This is a genomic window from Burkholderia sp. JPY481, from assembly GCF_038900515.1.
Lineage (GTDB): Bacteria > Pseudomonadota > Gammaproteobacteria > Burkholderiales > Burkholderiaceae > Paraburkholderia > Paraburkholderia youngii.
Genome location: NZ_JAYMRT010000023.1, coordinates 21589 through 37881, shown reverse-complemented (window position 1 = coordinate 37881; position 16293 = coordinate 21589). Strand labels below are relative to the sequence as shown.

General features: G+C 56.8%; 12 protein-coding genes. All 12 read left to right on the top strand.

The window, feature by feature from the left end; all coding sequences use genetic code 11:
* The first annotated feature begins 83 nt into the window (after window positions 1-83).
* The 12 genes from nodB to VSR82_RS33635 all read left to right on the top strand — a co-directional run bounded on the left by nodB (window position 84) and on the right by VSR82_RS33635 (window position 15325).
* Complete coding sequence (gene nodB, locus VSR82_RS33690) at window positions 84-761, top strand: chitooligosaccharide deacetylase NodB (RefSeq protein WP_410851683.1); 678 nt, start codon at window positions 84-86, stop codon at window positions 759-761.
* A 433-nt stretch (window positions 762-1194) separates the two neighbouring features.
* Window positions 1195-2538 carry a chitooligosaccharide synthase NodC gene (nodC, locus tag VSR82_RS33685; protein WP_498858467.1) on the top strand — a complete coding sequence of 448 codons (1344 nt, stop codon included), beginning with the start codon at window positions 1195-1197 and terminating at the stop codon, window positions 2536-2538.
* Between the two features lie 55 nt (window positions 2539-2593).
* A complete protein-coding gene (gene nodI, locus VSR82_RS33680) occupies window positions 2594-3508 on the top strand; it encodes a nodulation factor ABC transporter ATP-binding protein NodI (RefSeq protein ID WP_375792177.1) in 915 nt (304 codons plus the stop codon).
* A gap of 2 nt (window positions 3509-3510) precedes the next feature.
* Entirely contained in the window at window positions 3511-4299 is a 789-nt protein-coding gene (locus VSR82_RS33675; RefSeq protein WP_368587017.1) for an ABC transporter permease, read from the top strand.
* Between the two features lie 102 nt (window positions 4300-4401).
* On the top strand, window positions 4402-5142 hold the full coding sequence (locus VSR82_RS33670) for a sulfotransferase (protein WP_498858466.1): 741 nt from the start codon (window positions 4402-4404) through the stop codon (window positions 5140-5142).
* A gap of 222 nt (window positions 5143-5364) precedes the next feature.
* Window positions 5365-5955, top strand: a complete 591-nt coding sequence (locus VSR82_RS33665; protein ID WP_026228599.1) for a NodA family N-acyltransferase — start codon at window positions 5365-5367, stop codon at window positions 5953-5955.
* A gap of 110 nt (window positions 5956-6065) precedes the next feature.
* Complete coding sequence (gene nodS, locus VSR82_RS33660; RefSeq protein WP_311733526.1) at window positions 6066-6671, top strand: nodulation methyltransferase NodS; 606 nt, start codon at window positions 6066-6068, stop codon at window positions 6669-6671.
* A 13-nt stretch (window positions 6672-6684) separates the two neighbouring features.
* Window positions 6685-8433 carry a nodulation protein NodU gene (gene nodU / locus VSR82_RS33655; protein WP_152854004.1) on the top strand — a complete coding sequence of 583 codons (1749 nt, stop codon included), beginning with the start codon at window positions 6685-6687 and terminating at the stop codon, window positions 8431-8433.
* A 180-nt stretch (window positions 8434-8613) separates the two neighbouring features.
* A complete protein-coding gene (gene cysC, locus VSR82_RS33650; protein ID WP_498858465.1) occupies window positions 8614-9210 on the top strand; it encodes an adenylyl-sulfate kinase in 597 nt (198 codons plus the stop codon).
* A gap of 334 nt (window positions 9211-9544) precedes the next feature.
* Window positions 9545-11020: an efflux transporter outer membrane subunit gene (locus VSR82_RS33645; RefSeq protein ID WP_498858464.1), complete on the top strand. Its 1476-nt coding sequence runs from the start codon at window positions 9545-9547 to the stop codon at window positions 11018-11020.
* A gap of 94 nt (window positions 11021-11114) precedes the next feature.
* Window positions 11115-12266, top strand: a complete 1152-nt coding sequence (locus VSR82_RS33640) for an efflux RND transporter periplasmic adaptor subunit (protein WP_498858463.1) — start codon at window positions 11115-11117, stop codon at window positions 12264-12266.
* Between the two features lie 11 nt (window positions 12267-12277).
* A complete protein-coding gene (locus tag VSR82_RS33635; protein ID WP_498858462.1) occupies window positions 12278-15325 on the top strand; it encodes an efflux RND transporter permease subunit in 3048 nt (1015 codons plus the stop codon).
* Window positions 15326-16293 lie beyond the last annotated feature (968 nt).

The window sequence follows — 16293 nt, the reverse complement described above, 5'->3', positions numbered from 1 at the left end:
CCGCATAGTGATCCGCAGTTGGCGATCGAACCTATCGGCAGATCGAACGATACAAGGCATGCGTCCGACGCGATGGAAAGGCTATGAACCACCCAGACTATTTGACAGAAGTGCGCAGCGACAGTGATTGTGCCGATCTTCGCCCTAAGGTTTACCTTACATTTGATGACGGACCTCATCCAGTATGGACGCCGAAAATACTTGACATATTGGCATATGAGCAAGCGGCGGCAACTTTCTGTGTCATCGGCGCATACGCAGCGGAGTATCCAGAACTGATCAAACGGATCGCCGCAGAAGGTCATGAACTCGCTAACCACACCATGACACATCCAGACCTTTCGAAATGTGAGCCGGACCTAGTTCGCCGTGAAATATGGGAGGCGGATGCGCTTATCAAGGAGACGTGTCCTGCGGCAAAAGTGACGTATATCCGGGCGCCATACGGAATCTGGACGAAAGACGCAATCGGGGAAACGGGGAAGGCTGGATTGATCGCGCTTCACTGGTCAGTAGACCCGCGGGATTGGTCTCAACCGGGTGTCAATGTGATTGTTGATGCGGTGATGGCATCAGTCCGGCCAGGCTCGATTGTGCTGTTGCATGATGGAAGCCCCCCCGGAGAGTCAAACTCCGATGTTCACACGACATCCCGCAGACAAACGACCGAGGCTCTCTCGCGTCTAATTCCTGCATTGAAGGCGCGCAAGTTCGTGATTAGTCGACTTCCTGATCGTCGATCCAAAACACTGGCCGAATGAGTACACATCTGTAACCACTAGCCTGCTTGGACTATTGGCTAGCCACTCATTGCAAACGGTTCCCCATAGTCACATCGAGAGATCGTGCACGATTCTGGCGGACAATCAAACGAAGATGTCAGGAAAAACTGACCCGTGAAAAAGGATCCACTGATATAACTTTCCGTGTCCGCCGATGGAGGTGTTGTTGCCCACCTCGATAGCATGGAACGCATTGAAGGAGGTTATTAGTCGGTCGAAAGCGACAGATTAATACGATTGCATCAACAAAAAGGCGGTACGCGACAGCACCCAGTCAACTCTTCCTGTCTACGGTATCGCAGTTTCACGCAGGGTCTGTCGTCGATGTGATCACGCCAAGCAGGCGTATTGACGGATCCTAGCAGGCCTGTAATCAGATCGTTTTTTGACACCACTTAGCAAACTGACCTCGATGAACATTCCTGCCGCCATCAATACGACCTCCGTTTTATTGTACGCACTTCTTTCTGCCGTTTATAAGACAGCGCAGGTTCTACATACCCTACCCGCCCCAGCTGAGCATAGCAACCAATCTGCCACGAATTTTCTTCCCGACGTCGACGTCATCGTTCCGTGCTTCAACGAAAACCCCGATACTCTGCGCGCGTGTCTCGCCTCTATCGCAACGCAGGAATACTCAGGGGCTTTAAAAATCCACGTGGTCGATGACGGATCCGCCAACCGCGATGCGTTGGAACCCGTTTATCGCGACTACGAGCACGATCCAAGATTCAATTTTGTTCTTCTTCCCCAAAACGTGGGAAAACGCAAGGCCCAGATCGCCGCAATACGGGCTTCATCCGCAGAACTCATACTCAACGTCGATTCCGACACGACCTTGGCGCCGGACGTTATAAGCCAACTCATACTGACAATGAGCGATGCAGAGGTCGGCGCCGCCATGGGTCAATTGACCGCCAGCAATCGCAACGATACGTGGTTGACCCGTCTGATTGATATGGAATACTGGCTCGCGTGTAACGAGGAGCGCGCAGCTCAGGCCCGGTTCGGCGCCGTGATGTGCTGCTGTGGGCCGTGCGCGATATATCGCCGCTCCGCGCTTCTCTTGCTGCTCGACCAGTACGAAACACAGATGTTCCGGGGAAAGCGAAGCGATTTTGGGGAGGATCGTCATCTAACAATTCTCATGCTGGCCGCGGGCTACCGAACAGAGTACGTTCCAAATGCGATCGCTTCGACCGTCGTTCCAGACAGACTCGGGCCGTATCTTCGCCAACAATTGCGCTGGGCGCGAAGCACATATCGCGACACGCTGTTGGCGCTACGCCTTTTACCCCGCCTAGATCGGTATCTTACGCTGGACGTCATTGCGCAGAATGCAGGCTCCCTATTGCTCGCGATCGCAATGCTCTCCGGCTTTTTACAGATCGCATTGACAGAGACGGCCCCATGGAAGGCGTGCTTCGTGATCGCGTCAATGAGTATGCTCCGCTGCTCCGTGGCAGCTATGCGCTCTCGTGAGCTTCGATTTCTTGGGTTCTCCGCGCACACGCTGGTCAACCTACTGTTCCTACTACCTGTTAAGGCGTACGCCTTGTGTACACTCAGCAACAGCAACTGGCTGTCCCGCGGCGTGGCCGCCGGCGGTTGTAGCGCACACGTCGACCCGCCGGGGCACGACACTGAAACGGACACCACTATATCCACAAATGGCGGGGCTCAGCGTGACAAGCACCGTCGACACTGGGATGAGCAGGCATTAACGGAATCTGATGACGTTTTCCGAAACGGATGATCGTGTTCGTCACGAGATCTTCCTGAAGAGAACAACCATTTGGATTTCCATGTCAATGCCAACTGCAGCAATCACGTTTACAGGTGTCAACAAGTCCTACGGCGGGAAGCTCGCTGTCAATGGACTGTCCTTCCACGTAGAGCCGGGCGAGTGTTTCGGCCTTTTGGGGCCTAACGGCGCAGGCAAGAGCACGACCGCGCGGATGGTCCTCGGGATGGCGCTACCTGACGCGGGTACGATCACAGTCCTCGGAGAGCCTGTGCCTGGACGCGCGCGACGGGCACGTGCACGAATTGGCGTCGTTCCGCAATTCGATAATCTTGAACCCGGGTTCACAGTGCGTGAGAACCTAGAGATATTCGGGAGCTACTTTGGCATGAGCGCAGGTGAGATCTCGGTTGTGATTCCCTCTTTGCTCGAATTCGCGCGACTGGAAAGCAAGGCTGATGCGCGCGTTATCGAATTATCAGGCGGCATGAAACGGCGTCTGACGCTCGCTCGCGCGCTCATCAACGACCCCCAACTACTTGTAATGGACGAGCCCGCGACGGGCCTTGATCCGCATGCGCGCCACCTCATCTGGGAACGCCTGCGCTTGCTACTCGCGCGCGGCAAAACAATTCTTCTCACCACTCATTTCATGGAAGAAGCGGAGCGACTGTGCAACCGTCTCTGTGTGATTGACGAAGGGCGCAGCATTGCCGAAGGTACTCCTAGTGCGCTGATCGAAGAGCAGATTGGGAGCCAAGTGATTGAGATATATGGCGGCAATTCACATGAACTGCGGCCGTTACTCGAGCCCTACACACAGCGAACCGAAGTGAGCGGCGAAGCATTGTTTTGCTATGCCGCTGATCCTGAGCAGGTGCGTTTGCAGTTGCGGGGGCATGCGGGTCTGCGCATTCTCCAACGCCCCGCCAACCTGGAAGACGTGTTTTTGCGGCTAACCGGCCGCGAAATGAAGGATTAGTGATGCGTGATGTATTCATGATAACTCTGCCCGGCAACGCGCTGAACTGGCACACGGTATGGCACCGCAACTACCTTGCGTGGAGGAAATCTGCGCTTGTGTCGCTCCTCGGGAACCTTGCGGATCCGATGATGTACCTGTTTGGTCTTGGCCTAGGTGTGGGAATAATGATAGGCCGCGTCGACGGCACGTCATACATCGCCTTCTTGGCCGCTGGAATGGTTGCGACGAGTGCAATGACTTCTGCCACCTTTGAGACGATTTATGCGGCCTTCTCGCGAATGCATACTCAGCGCATGTGGGAAGCGGTGTTATGCACTCAACTCACGATTGGCGACGTCGTTCTAGGTGAACTTTCATGGGCGGCCACAAAAGCCCTTCTTGCCGGCGCTGCGGTGATGGTGGTTGCTGCGGTCCTAGGCTATGCGGCGCTGCCGAGTATCATCTATGTCATGCCCGTCGTCGTTCTTACTGGACTCGCCTTCGCGAGTCTGGCTATGGTGCTCGTCGCCATCGCGCCCAGTTACGACTATTTCATTTTTTACCAAACCCTTGTTCTGACGCCCATGTTGTTCCTGAGCGGCGTCGTCTTCCCGATCGGTCATCTCCCCGGTGCTCTTCGGCAAATTGCGAGATTCCTTCCGCTGACACATTCCGTTGAGCTGATCCGCCCAGCGATGCTGGCACGGCCTGTCGCTAGTATCAGCCTTCACGTGGCTGCGCTTTGCGTCTACGCAGTACTGCCGTTCTTTTTATCGGCGGTTCTACTTCGCCGCCGCCTAATGTCGTGACGATTTTGGCAATCAATCCGAGCCCACGAGCTTCGCAACGGACCATCTGCGCAGCACTCACACCCTCTTTCAACCCGTTAGATGAACGCCATGACATACCCCATGCAGACAACTGAGCCATTTGCGATCGTGGGGATGCCGAGGACCGGCACTCACTACTTGGAAGAATTGCTGAATGCGCATCCGAACGTGTCAAGCAATGGTGAGTTGCTCAATCCGTATGACCCAATCTGGCCCGATCGCGCCCGGCTTTTGCGTAGCGATCGCGAACTGCTCGAGCTAGCCTATCTGCACCATCCGACCATGACCGGGAATCCCCATTTGACACACGTCGGTTGCAAGATCAACCAGCCTCAGTTTAACGAACGTCCCGGTTTTTTCGAGACGCTGGCCGCGTGGCCACGTTTAAAGGTACTGCTCGTGATTCGACGAAACACGTTGGAATCGTTTCGTTCTTTGGTGCAAGCAAGACAAAGCGGTCAGTGGCTAAAATACGGTCCGGACAACGACGACTCACGTCCGCCTCCGCAAGTCATGTTGAAAATCGAAGACTGTGAGGCTTACTTTAAAGCCGCGGACGATTTCCACCACTTAATTCTGAGCTCGTTTTCACCGTCGAGCGTGCTCACTATCGACTATGAAACTCTTCGGGACGATCCGGCCTCAAGTCTGAAGGCGGTCTCAGCCTTTCTCGGCATCTCGAATCTCCCTTGCTCTGAAAACACATCTCTTAGACGTCAGGAAGTTCGATCGCTGCGGCAGACGGTACTTAACTTCGAAGAGTTGAGGCGTCACTTCGAGGGCAGTCGATACGATAGCTTTTTCGAAGCTCAAGGGGGCTGATCGGCCCGCCAAACATCAAGATTTCCCCGATAGCTTTCAATTGTCTAGCTTTTGAAGAGCATTGGCTTTATCGACTCGCAAACTCGGGTTTAGCGGTCCGCAGCCTAGCTAAACTAATTCTTGCGTTCCGAACAGCAGATGAACCCCGATGTGTATGGCCCACTGTTCCGGTTCTGTGTTCAGCGAATGGCGTATGAACATATTGTTATAAGGTGACTTCAAATGGCCTCAACTGTGCAATGGAGACTGTGTTGGGAAAATGAGCTAGGGCTCTCGGACCACATAGAATTGTCCGAGTTCTTTCGGGCAACGTATGGACCAACTGGATCTTTTAACGCGAAACCTTTCGAGGGCAGCCGGAGTTGGGCTGGTGCGCGGCCCGAACTCCGTGCGATTGCCTACGATTCGCAAGGGGTGGCGGCTCACATGGGCTCGCTGCGCCGGTTCATCAAGGTTGGCACGGTCGATGTTCTTGTAGCCGAACTGGGACTTTACGGAGTTCGTCCGGATCTCGAAGGACTCGGCATCAGCCATTCGATCCGCGCGATGTATCCGGCACTGCAGGGCCTTCGGGTTCCTTTCGCATTCGGCACGGTGCGCCATGAGTTGAAGAACCATATCGCGAGGTTGTGTCGGCATGGATTGGGAACGGTCGTCTCGGGCGTGCGGGTGCGGTCAACTCTGGCCGACGTTCGTCTAGATTTGCCCCCGACACGCACTGAAGACGTCCTTGCGGTAATCATGCCGATTGGTAGCTCGATGAGCCAGTGGCCGGAGGGGAGTGCAATCGAGCGCAATGGTCCGGAGCTATGAAGGCTGGCGCTTCACCACAGAAGGCGGTGGAGCCGACGCCCCCATGCAATTGTCCTTATAGTAAACCGCTATCGAGGTATGTGAACTTGACACATGTAGCGAACATCGACTTGCTGCTTCGGGAATTGAACTCCAACGATCCGTGGCGGCTGGACAGTAACCCGTTCGAATTCGAGCGCCACAGGCAAATGCTTCGATTGTCACTTGCCGAGGGCATCGTCACAGATGCACTTGAAGTCGGATGTGCGGGCGGGGCGTTCACGGAGAAGCTGGCGCCTCACTGTCGACGGCTCACCGTCATCGATGTAGTTCCAGAAGCGATCGCGCGAACACGCGCACGGCTAATGGAACCGGCCAATATCACTTGGATCGTATCAGACATCCAGCGCTTTTCGGCTCCGGAAAAGTTCGATCTGATCGTTGTCGCGGAGGTTCTTTATTACCTCGGAAGCATCGCCGAGGTACGGGCCACTGTGCAGAGCTTGGCGCGCATGCTTGCGCCCAACGGGCAGTTGGTATTCGGATCGGCTGTTGACGCCAATTGCCGGCGGTGGGGCCACATCGCCGGGGCGGAAACGGTGCTCGAAATGCTACGGGAAGAGCTGACCGAGGTCGAGCGCGTGCAGTGCATCGGGCGGTCGTCCAATGAGGATTGCATGCTCGCGCGCTTCCGGAGCCCGATGGATTTTCCAAATCAACCGAATTGCCTCCGTTAGAGCGGGAGATACTATGCGCATCTGCGGCATCAAACTGACACACGATGGAGCCATCGCTGTTGTGGAGGATGGAAAGCTCCTTTTTTGCATCGAACAGGAGAAGCGGGACAATAACCCGCGATATCAGGAAATCGGGAATCTCGACGTAGTTGCAACAGTGCTGAGCGAACACGGTCTGCTTGTCGATGACATCGATCAGTTTGTAATTGATGGCTGGGACGGCGAGATAGAGTCGGAATTTCGCACTCTCAGCGGCCGTACGCCTGTGATCTTGAAAGGTGCTCCCTATATCGAACGCAGAGCCGACGATCTCCTCCATCCGCTCGAACGCACCGGCCTGTTAATCGGCGAACAATCGTATTCGTATCAGAGCTACCCTCATGTTTCGGGCCATGTCGCGTCCGCGTACTGCACCAGTCCGTTCGCGATAAGCGGGGAGCCTGCATACTGCCTAGTCTGGGATGGCGGCATGGTCCCAAGACTGTACTATGTGCGACCGGACGAAGCACGCCTCGTCAATTGCCTGTTCCCAGTTATCGGCCAAATGTACGCGGCGGCTGGACATCATTTCGGGCCCTACAAGAAGGCGAGCGGCGCTGACTGGGACCTGGGCGTGGCAGGCAAGCTTATGGCATACATCGCGCTCGGGTCGGTCGACGAAGGCATCATTGCAGTCTTTCGGGATCTTTATGAGCAACGCTTTGCCGGCGACACCGAACTTGCGCAAGAATACCGCGAGAATGTCCGCATACCAGAAAAATCTCTCGCAGCTACACGCGACTTTTTCCAAGAATGCGTTCCACAATTGGAGGCCAAGCCTGAAGAAGACATACTTGCATCCTTTCACGTATTCCTCGAGCGTCTTCTGGTTCAAGGAATGGAGGCAGCGCTCTCACGCCATCCGATTTTCGAGCCGCGGAACTTGTGCATCTCTGGCGGATGCGGTCTCAACATCAAATGGAACAGCGCACTACGTGAGAGTCGTCTTTTTGACGCAATCTGGATTCCGCCTTTTCCGAACGATAGTGGGTCTGCGATTGGCGCCGCTTGCTGCTCGATGGCAGCGAACAAAGGCTTCCTGCCGTTGGAATGGTCGATCTATAGCGGGCCAGCAGTGAAAACTGGTGACGTGCCGCCCGGATGGACAACGTCCCCTTGCTCCATTGCACAACTCGCCGGCGTACTCGCTGAAAATAAACCCGTCGTCTTCCTAGCCGGCAGGGCAGAGTTGGGACCCCGAGCGTTGGGTGCCCGAAGCATTCTCGCTGCTGCGACGTCCCCTGCGATGAAGGACTTCCTCAACGCGGTGAAGCATCGGGAGCATTTTCGTCCGGTAGCACCAATATGTCTTGAAGATCGGGCGGTTGCCGTCTTTTGTCCCGGTACTCCAGACCCCTACATGCTGTTCGATCATCAGACCCGCGAGGAATGGCGGGAGAGGATCCCCGCCGTAGTGCATCTCGACGGATCGGCTCGGTTGCAAACCATTGCAAGAACTTCCGCGCATCCCGTGGCGCAACTCCTGATTGAATACGAAAGACTCACTGGCGTTCCTTTGCTATGTAACACCAGTGCCAACTATCATGGACGTGGCTTCTTTCCGGACGCTGCTTCAGCCTGCGAGTGGGGAGGTGTCGAACATGTATGGTGCGACGGTCTTTTATTGAGCAAGGCATGTAGCACTGGCCTGCCATCGTCAATCGACGAACCAGGTTCTGGCGGCCAGTTTGAGCGGGCCGTAGGCGCACCGCTCGGGGCGTGACTTGAATGAGTGCGTCAGGGACTTTCTTTCACGGACGAACTGCACAGACAGCGGCAGCATCCCTCAATGTCAAGATTTTTTATATTGCCATACCGATGCCCCACCACACTGCTCCGACCCTGCGATGCAGAGCGGACGCCTTTGCTTCCAACAGCGGTTTCACCCCTATCGTAGACAAATATGAAGAAGACCTCCGTTTCAGATCTTCATGTGCACGGCTTCCGGATTCAGCCGGAGTCGAGAGGACGATTGCTCGGGCAAACGCCCGCCATCCTGTGGTTCACGGGGCTGTCGGCAGCTGGAAAGTCGGCGATTGCCGACAAGGTCGAGGCACTACTGCATGCGTCCGGCCAACTCACCTACATTCTCGATGGAGACTCTATCAGGCTCGGTCTATGCAAGGATCTCGGCTTTGCGGATGCGGATCGCCACGAGAACGTGCGGCGCGTGGCCGAAATTGCAAAATTGATGGCTGACGCGGGGCTCGTTGTGCTGGTGTGCCTCATTTCGCCGTTCCGTCGCGATCGGGAACTCGCCAGATCTACCGCGGGTAGGCACCGTTTCGCCGAAATCCACGTTCACGCTAGTTTGGCCGCAGCCGAAGCTCGCGATCCCAAGGGACTGTATCGGCTTGCGAGAACTGGCGTCATACAGCATTTCACCGGCATCGACTCGCCGTATGAACAGCCGACGGTCCCGGACGTATTCATCGACACATGTTCGAAGTCCATCGATGAAGGCGCGGACCTTGTGGTGAAGTGGCTCAATAGCCGCTAGTTGGAGCGAGACGAGTGTGGGCACGCCGCAAAACTGGACTCGATAAACCGATGTCCATGGCGGACGAGCGGCTCGATCGACGCCAATTGTCGGAGCGGGCGAAACGTCGACACTCGCATGTTGCATACCCTCCTTCCAGCGAACCCGGTGCCAGGGAGGTGAGTTTCTTCAACCACCCATCTGATTGCACTGCGCTCACGCGGACCAAGGTAGACAGATGATTGATTACGGCAATCTCAATTGCTATCGCGGACGATCGCGGTCTCGGTTGCGCGACTCAGCGTTGCTTCCGGCAGCAAATCGGCCTCTCGGCCGTGCCGCATCGATCACTGTCTTGCTTTCACTAGTCTATTCACTTTCCGGCTGCACAGTCGGCCCCGAATATCGCACTCCCGCGCCGCCCGCGACCGACAGCTATACACCGAAGGCCCTACCCGAACACACGGTTTCGTCGCCCGGTGCGACGGGTCTTGCGCAGCAGTTCAAGGCTGGCGGCGAGCTGCCTGCACAATGGTGGACCCTTTACCGTTGCGAGCCCCTCGACGCGCTGATACGCGACGCCCTCTCAAATAGCCCGAATATCGCTGCAGCCAGCGCGGCGCTGCGCCAGGCGAGCGAAAATCTGCGTGCGCAAACAGGGATCGATCTATATCCCGCCATCGATGTGAAGCTCAATGCTACTCGCGAAAAGCTCAATGGCACGACGCTAGGCCAGCCCAGCCTGAACAGAATACTAAGTCTGTACAACGCATCAGTGAACGTTTCCTACAACCTGGATCTCTTCGGGGCTGCACGCCACGAACTCGAGGCGCTGGGCGCGCAGGTCGACTTCCAGAATTTGCAGCTACAGGGCACATACCTGGCGCTGTCAGCGAACATCGTCACCGCTGCGGTCAGGGAAGCTTCCCTCCGCGAGCAGATTGACGCGACCGAGCGTATCGCCGCGGATGAGGAGACTCAGCTCGGTGTATTGCGTAAGCAACTTGAGTTCGGCGGGGTGGGTCGCGTGGCTGTGCTCTCGCAGGAAACGTTGCTCGCACAAACGCGCGCTACCCTGCCGCCACTGCGGCAGTCTCTCGATCGGGCGCGACATCAGCTTGCCGTGCTCGCGGGTAAACCGCCTAGCGATAACAGCGTTCCCGAGTTCAGGCTGTCGATGTTCACCCTACCGCAGACCTTACCCGTCGCCCTCCCTTCGTCGCTCGTCCGTCAACGTCCGGACATCCTGGCTGCGGAAGCCCTGCTGCGTCAGGCGAGCGCCCAGGTCGGCGTCGCAACCGCGAACATGTATCCGCAGCTTACGCTGTCCGCAAACTACGGCCCGCAATCATTAACGCCAGCGGGCATGCTGAAGTACGCGGACATGATCTGGAACATCGGCGCGGGGCTCACGCAGCCGATCTTTAACGGAGGCCAACTGAGCGCTAAAAAGCGCGCGGCGGAAGCCGCCTTCGATGAGGCCAACGGGCAATACAGGCAAACGATACTGCTTGCATTCGAAGATGTCGCGGATACGCTCCGCGCACTCGATCACGATGCAGCCGCACTCGCCGCGCAAACCGAAGCGTGGCGTGCAGCCAGCAGCTCGCTCGAGCTGACGCGTGGCCAGTTTCGTGCCGGCGGTGTCAGTTATCTAGCTCTGCTCGATGCGCAGCGTCAATACCAGCAGACCATCGTCAATCTCACCCAGGCGCGCGCTGCACGCTACGCAGACACGGCCGCATTGTTCGAAGCACTGGGTGGCGGCTGGTGGAGCGACGCGGCCAGGTTCCAGACAGGACAGGCGGACTCCGATATCAACCCGCAGTGAACCCTCTTTCTGCTTGCCGCGCCCCGCATGGTTTCCAATGCTGCGCGTCCAAAGGGATCTGTTCCATATCAGTTTGCCGTGCAAGGACACGACGATGACGACAAATAAACCAACAGCAAAACGGATGATCACCATGCTGATCTGCATGGGCGTTCTGCTTGGCGCGCTGATCGGTTTCAACCTGTACAAGGCGCATATGATCCGGAAATTCATGGCACACAATGCGGTGCCGGCTGCTACCGTCACGTCCGCCGTCGTGAGCTATCAGATATGGCAGCCACAGCTTGCCGCTGTGGGCAGCCTGCGTGCCGTGCGCGGTGTCGACGTGACGACTGAAGTGGCTGGACTCGTTCGCGAGATCGCATTCAAGTCTGGCGAGGAAGTCAAGGCTGGACAGGTGCTCGTGCGTCTGAACGACCGCTCGGACCGCGCGCAGCTCGCCTCGCTAAGAGCTGCCGCCGAGCTCTCGCAAACCGTCTATAACCGCGACACGGCACAGTACGACATTCAGGCGATTGCCAGGGCGCAAGTGGATGCTGATGCCGCCGACCTGAGAAGCAAACGAGCACAAGTCGAACAGCAGGCCGCACTAGTCGAGAAAAAAACGATTCGCGCGCCTTTCGCGGGACGCGTGGGCATCACGACAGTCAATCCAGGCCAGTACGTCAATCCGGGAGACGCCATCGTCACGTTGCAAGCTATTGACCCCATCTACGTCGACTTTCACCTGCCCCAGCAGGAACTCGGTCAACTGCAGGTGGGACAGAGCGTCGCCGTAGCTACAAGTGCATTCGTGAGCCGCGGCTTCGTGGGCAAGATCCACGCTATCAACCCGCGCCTCGACAGCACGACGCGCAACGTGGAGGTCGAAGCGGCCCTCGACAACCGCGAGCGCAAACTGTTGCCGGGGATGTACGCTAGCGTAAAAGTCGATGTTGGTCACGAGCAGCGCTACCTGACACTGCCGCAAACGGCAATCACTTACAATCCCTACGGGGCAACAGTTTTCGTCATCAAACCGGGCGAGCATAAGGACGCACGCGGCAAAACGATGCCCGTTGCGCAACAAATCTTCGTAACGCCAGGACCCACGCGCGGCGATCAGGTTGCGATCCTGAAGGGCTTAGACGAAGGCGCACTAGTGGTGACGAGCGGCCAACTCAAGCTGAAGAACGGCACACCGCTCGTAATCGACAATCGCGTGTTGCCGGCAGATAGTCCTGCTCCGACGCCCCAAGAACAATAAGAGTTCCTCAGATGGATTTCACCGACATCTTTATCAAACGGCCGGTCCTCGCGTCCGTGGTAAGCCTGTTCATCCTCGTGCTGGGCTTACGTTCCCTGTCGACACTTAAGGTTAGCGAATATCCCCAGACCGGCACTGGCGTCGTTACCATCACCACCTCGTACTATGGCGCTAGCGCCGAGACGATGGCCGGCTTCGTTACTCAGCCGCTCGAAGCCGCGATCGCACAGGTGCAAGGCATCGATTACATGTCGTCGAAGAGTAGCACGAGTGTCTCAAGTATCACCGCGACTCTCCGCCTGAACTACGATCCGAACCGCGCGCTAACAGAGATCAACACCCAAATCGCGTCTATGCGGAACCAGTTGCCACCCCAAGCGCAACAGCCAGTGTTGACGATTCAGGTCGGCCAGACTACTGACACGATGTATATGGGCTTCTACAGCGATGTCCTGCCAAGCAACAACGTCACGGACTATCTGCTGCGCGTTGTCAAGCCGAAGCTCGATTCAATTCAGGGCGTGCAAACCGCAGAGGTTCTCGGCGGCCGTCAGTTCGCGTTGCGCGCGTGGCTTGACTCCACCAGGCTCGCAGCGCACAACGTCACGGCTTCTGACGTCTACACCGCACTCGGCAACAACAACTATCTGGCGACGCTCGGAGCAACCAAAGGCCAGATGACCAGCGTCAGTCTAAACGCTGGTACCGATCTGCATTCCGTCGAAGACTTCAGGAAGCTGGTTATCAAGCAGAAGGACGGCGCGATCGTGCGCCTAGAGGATGTCGCCAATGTTGTATTGGGTGCGGACAACTACGACTCCAATGTCGCTTTTAGTGGAAAACGCTCGGTGTTCATTGGGATCAAGGTAGCGCCCGACGCGAACCTGCTCGAAGTAGCGAAACGCGTCAAAGCTGTGTTCCCTGATCTGCAGAAGCAGCTCCCCACGGGGGTGTCGAGCGACATCGTCTATGATGCCACGGACTTTATCGAGACTGCCATCGACGAAGTGGTGAAGACGCTCGTCGAGGCACTACTGATCGTAACGCTAGTGATTTACCTGTTCTTCGGCAGCTTCCGCGCGGTGATAGTGCCCTTGTTCGCGATGCCGCTGTCTCTGATCGGCACATTCTTCATGATGCAGTTGCTCGGCTACTCCATTAATCTACTGACGCTGCTCGCGCTGGTGCTCGCGGTCGGACTCGTGGTCGATGACGCGATCATCGTGGTTGAGAATTTCGACCGACACCTGACGACCCGGGGCAAGCGTCCCTTCGATGCCGCGCTCATCGCCGCGCGCGAACTCAGTGGCCCGATACTCGCAATGACTGTTGTGTTGATTGCCGTCTATCTCCCCATTGGCTTCCAGGGCGGACTGACGGGCGCACTGTTCACGGAGTTCGCATTTACACTGGCAAGCGCGGTCACTATGTCGGGCGTGGTCGCGCTAAGCCTATCGCCAATGATGTGCTCGCGACTCTTTCATCACGAGCAGCAACCCGGACGCTTCAACCGTTTCGTCCATCAGCAGTTTGAGAAAGTGCATCGGGGTTACATGCGGCTCCTGCGCTCGATACTGGACACATGGACCGTATTCGTCGTGATGGGTGCAATACTGTTATGCGGGACCATCTATTTATTTGCGACGTCACAGTCCGAACTCGCCCCCCAGGAGGACCAAGGCATCGTACTGTCGCTGATCCAGGGACCACCCAATGCGACGATTCAACAGATGCAGATGTATGCCGACCAGGTTTTCCAGATATCTAAGCAATTGCCCGAGTATGCGCAGATGTTTCAGTTGACAGGCGCGCCGACATTGAATCAGGGCTTCGGCGGCGTGCTCTTCACGACATGGGACAGGCGAAAGAGAGGTGCCTCCGAGTTGCAACAGGAGCTTCAACACAAGTGGAATGGCATCGCCGGCGCGCGAGTTGCTGCTTTCCAGCTTCCACCCCTGCCCGGTGCGCAAGGCTTCCCGGTGCAGTTCGTGATCAACACGACTGAGCCTTTCGATAACCTTAACGAAGTAACCCAAGCGGTTTTGCAACAGGCGCGCGAAAGCGGCATGTTCCTCTTTGTCGACTGCGACCTAAAGATCGACAAGCCCGAGACCGTTCTGATGGTTGACCGCGACAAGGTCGCCTCGCTCGGCCTTACGCAAAGCGACATGGGACAGGCGCTCGGAGCTGCGCTCGGTGGTAACTACGCAAATTATTTCTCGGTCGCCGGCCGTTCTTACAAGGTGATTCCACAACTTCAGCAGGTCGACCGAATGAACCCATCGCAGCTATTAGACTACAACCTGCGCACTTCCGACGGCAGTATGATCCCTGCTTCGACTGTCTCGCATCTGAAGTCGACGGTTGTGCCCGAATCCATCAACCATTTTCAGCAAATGAATTCGGCAACGATCTCGGCCGTAGTCGCACCCGGCGTTTCGCAGGGCGAAGTACTCGAGTTCCTGCGCAACGCCACAACCCGCGTCGCTCCCTCAGGATACAACATGGACTATTCCGGACTTTCGCGCCAATTCATGCAGGAGTCGGGCGGCTTCCTAATCACTCTGATGTTGGCAGCGGTCATTGTGTTCCTTGCACTCGCGGCGCAGTTTGAAAGCTTCCGCGATCCCATCGTCATTCTGGTATCAGTGCCGTTGGCGTTGTTCGGTGCGCTGGTCTTCATTAACATCGGCGTTTCCACGCTCAACATCTACACGCAAGTCGGACTGGTCACACTCATGGGGCTTATCAGCAAGCATGGCATTCTCATCGTGCAGTTCGCGAATGAGTTACAGCGTTCAGGCCGCAGCAAGCGCGAAGCTCTTGAAGAAGCGGCAGGCGCGCGCCTGCGCCCGATCGTCATGACTACAGCCGCCATGGTGCTTGGTGTTCTGCCGTTAGTGATTGCGTCCGGCGCTGGCGCGGCAGGGCGCAACGCGATCGGGCTGGTAATATTCACGGGACTGTCGATCGGCACTCTGTTCACACTGTTCGTTGTCCCGTCGATGTACATGTTGTTAGGTGCAGAACATCACGAGAAGACAACAGCAATGACGTGACCGCCATCAACTGTGCAATTTTTCGTGCACTCCTCGCGCCGCGGCGTGGCTGGAGCAAGCGACTTGCGATGACTGCAAGGACTGCCTTCACGCGGGTCTTTGTGTCTCGCCATTGATCAGCCCCACGTATCTGAGGACACGAAGACTCCCCTAAGATCAGGGATAGCCTAGGCTAGCGGTAAGCCTAGACATTATGTGAAACCGTTGAATTTATGAGTGAACCGGAGTACCGTTGGCGAGGCGTTAACCCGAACCAGGTGTCCGGTCGGACCGAGCAATTGCAGGAAGGCGGAGTGGCGGCGATGAAAGCTGACGATACGTCGCACCGTCATCAGAGCACGCCGCAGCGGACTAGGACGACCGGTGTCGGAACCTTAAAGGAAGGTTTGGAATGGCGTGCACAAAGACGTGTTTGCGCGCCCGCCTTGGTGCGGGGGGCGACGATTGAAGCGGTCTGCGAAGTTCTCGGCGCGGTCCGCTATGACGTAGCAGTGAAAACGGGCTCGCTTGTCCGATTGGCAAAGCGGTCGTAGCGCCACACCGTCCGATGACTCAGAATGTCGCGAAGAAATGCTGGTCCATGTAACGCATTTTCTTCCGACTCCAGGTGTCTGGGCGCTACGGCATTCCGAGCGAGAACAGATCGCCCCGCAGCCCAACCACAAGCGCGTGTATCGGCTTATCCGAGGGCATCATCTGCTGCTGCGCCGTCTCGGGGCCCTGCGATACACGTGGCAGCACGACGATCGTGTTGTTGCCGTGGACAACAGCAATACCATTCGTGCTCCGATGGCTTCAAGTTCCGGTGCGACGATGGCTCTTCCCTGTGTGTAACCTTCGAGCTGCCTGCCGCAACCGGAGGCGATTAGCTGGACTGCGACAACTCGAAGCCATACCGGCAGCGTGGCGCACGACGTGATGCTGATTGCCGTCGAGCAGCGCAGCTCATCGAACGGATGACGTACAAC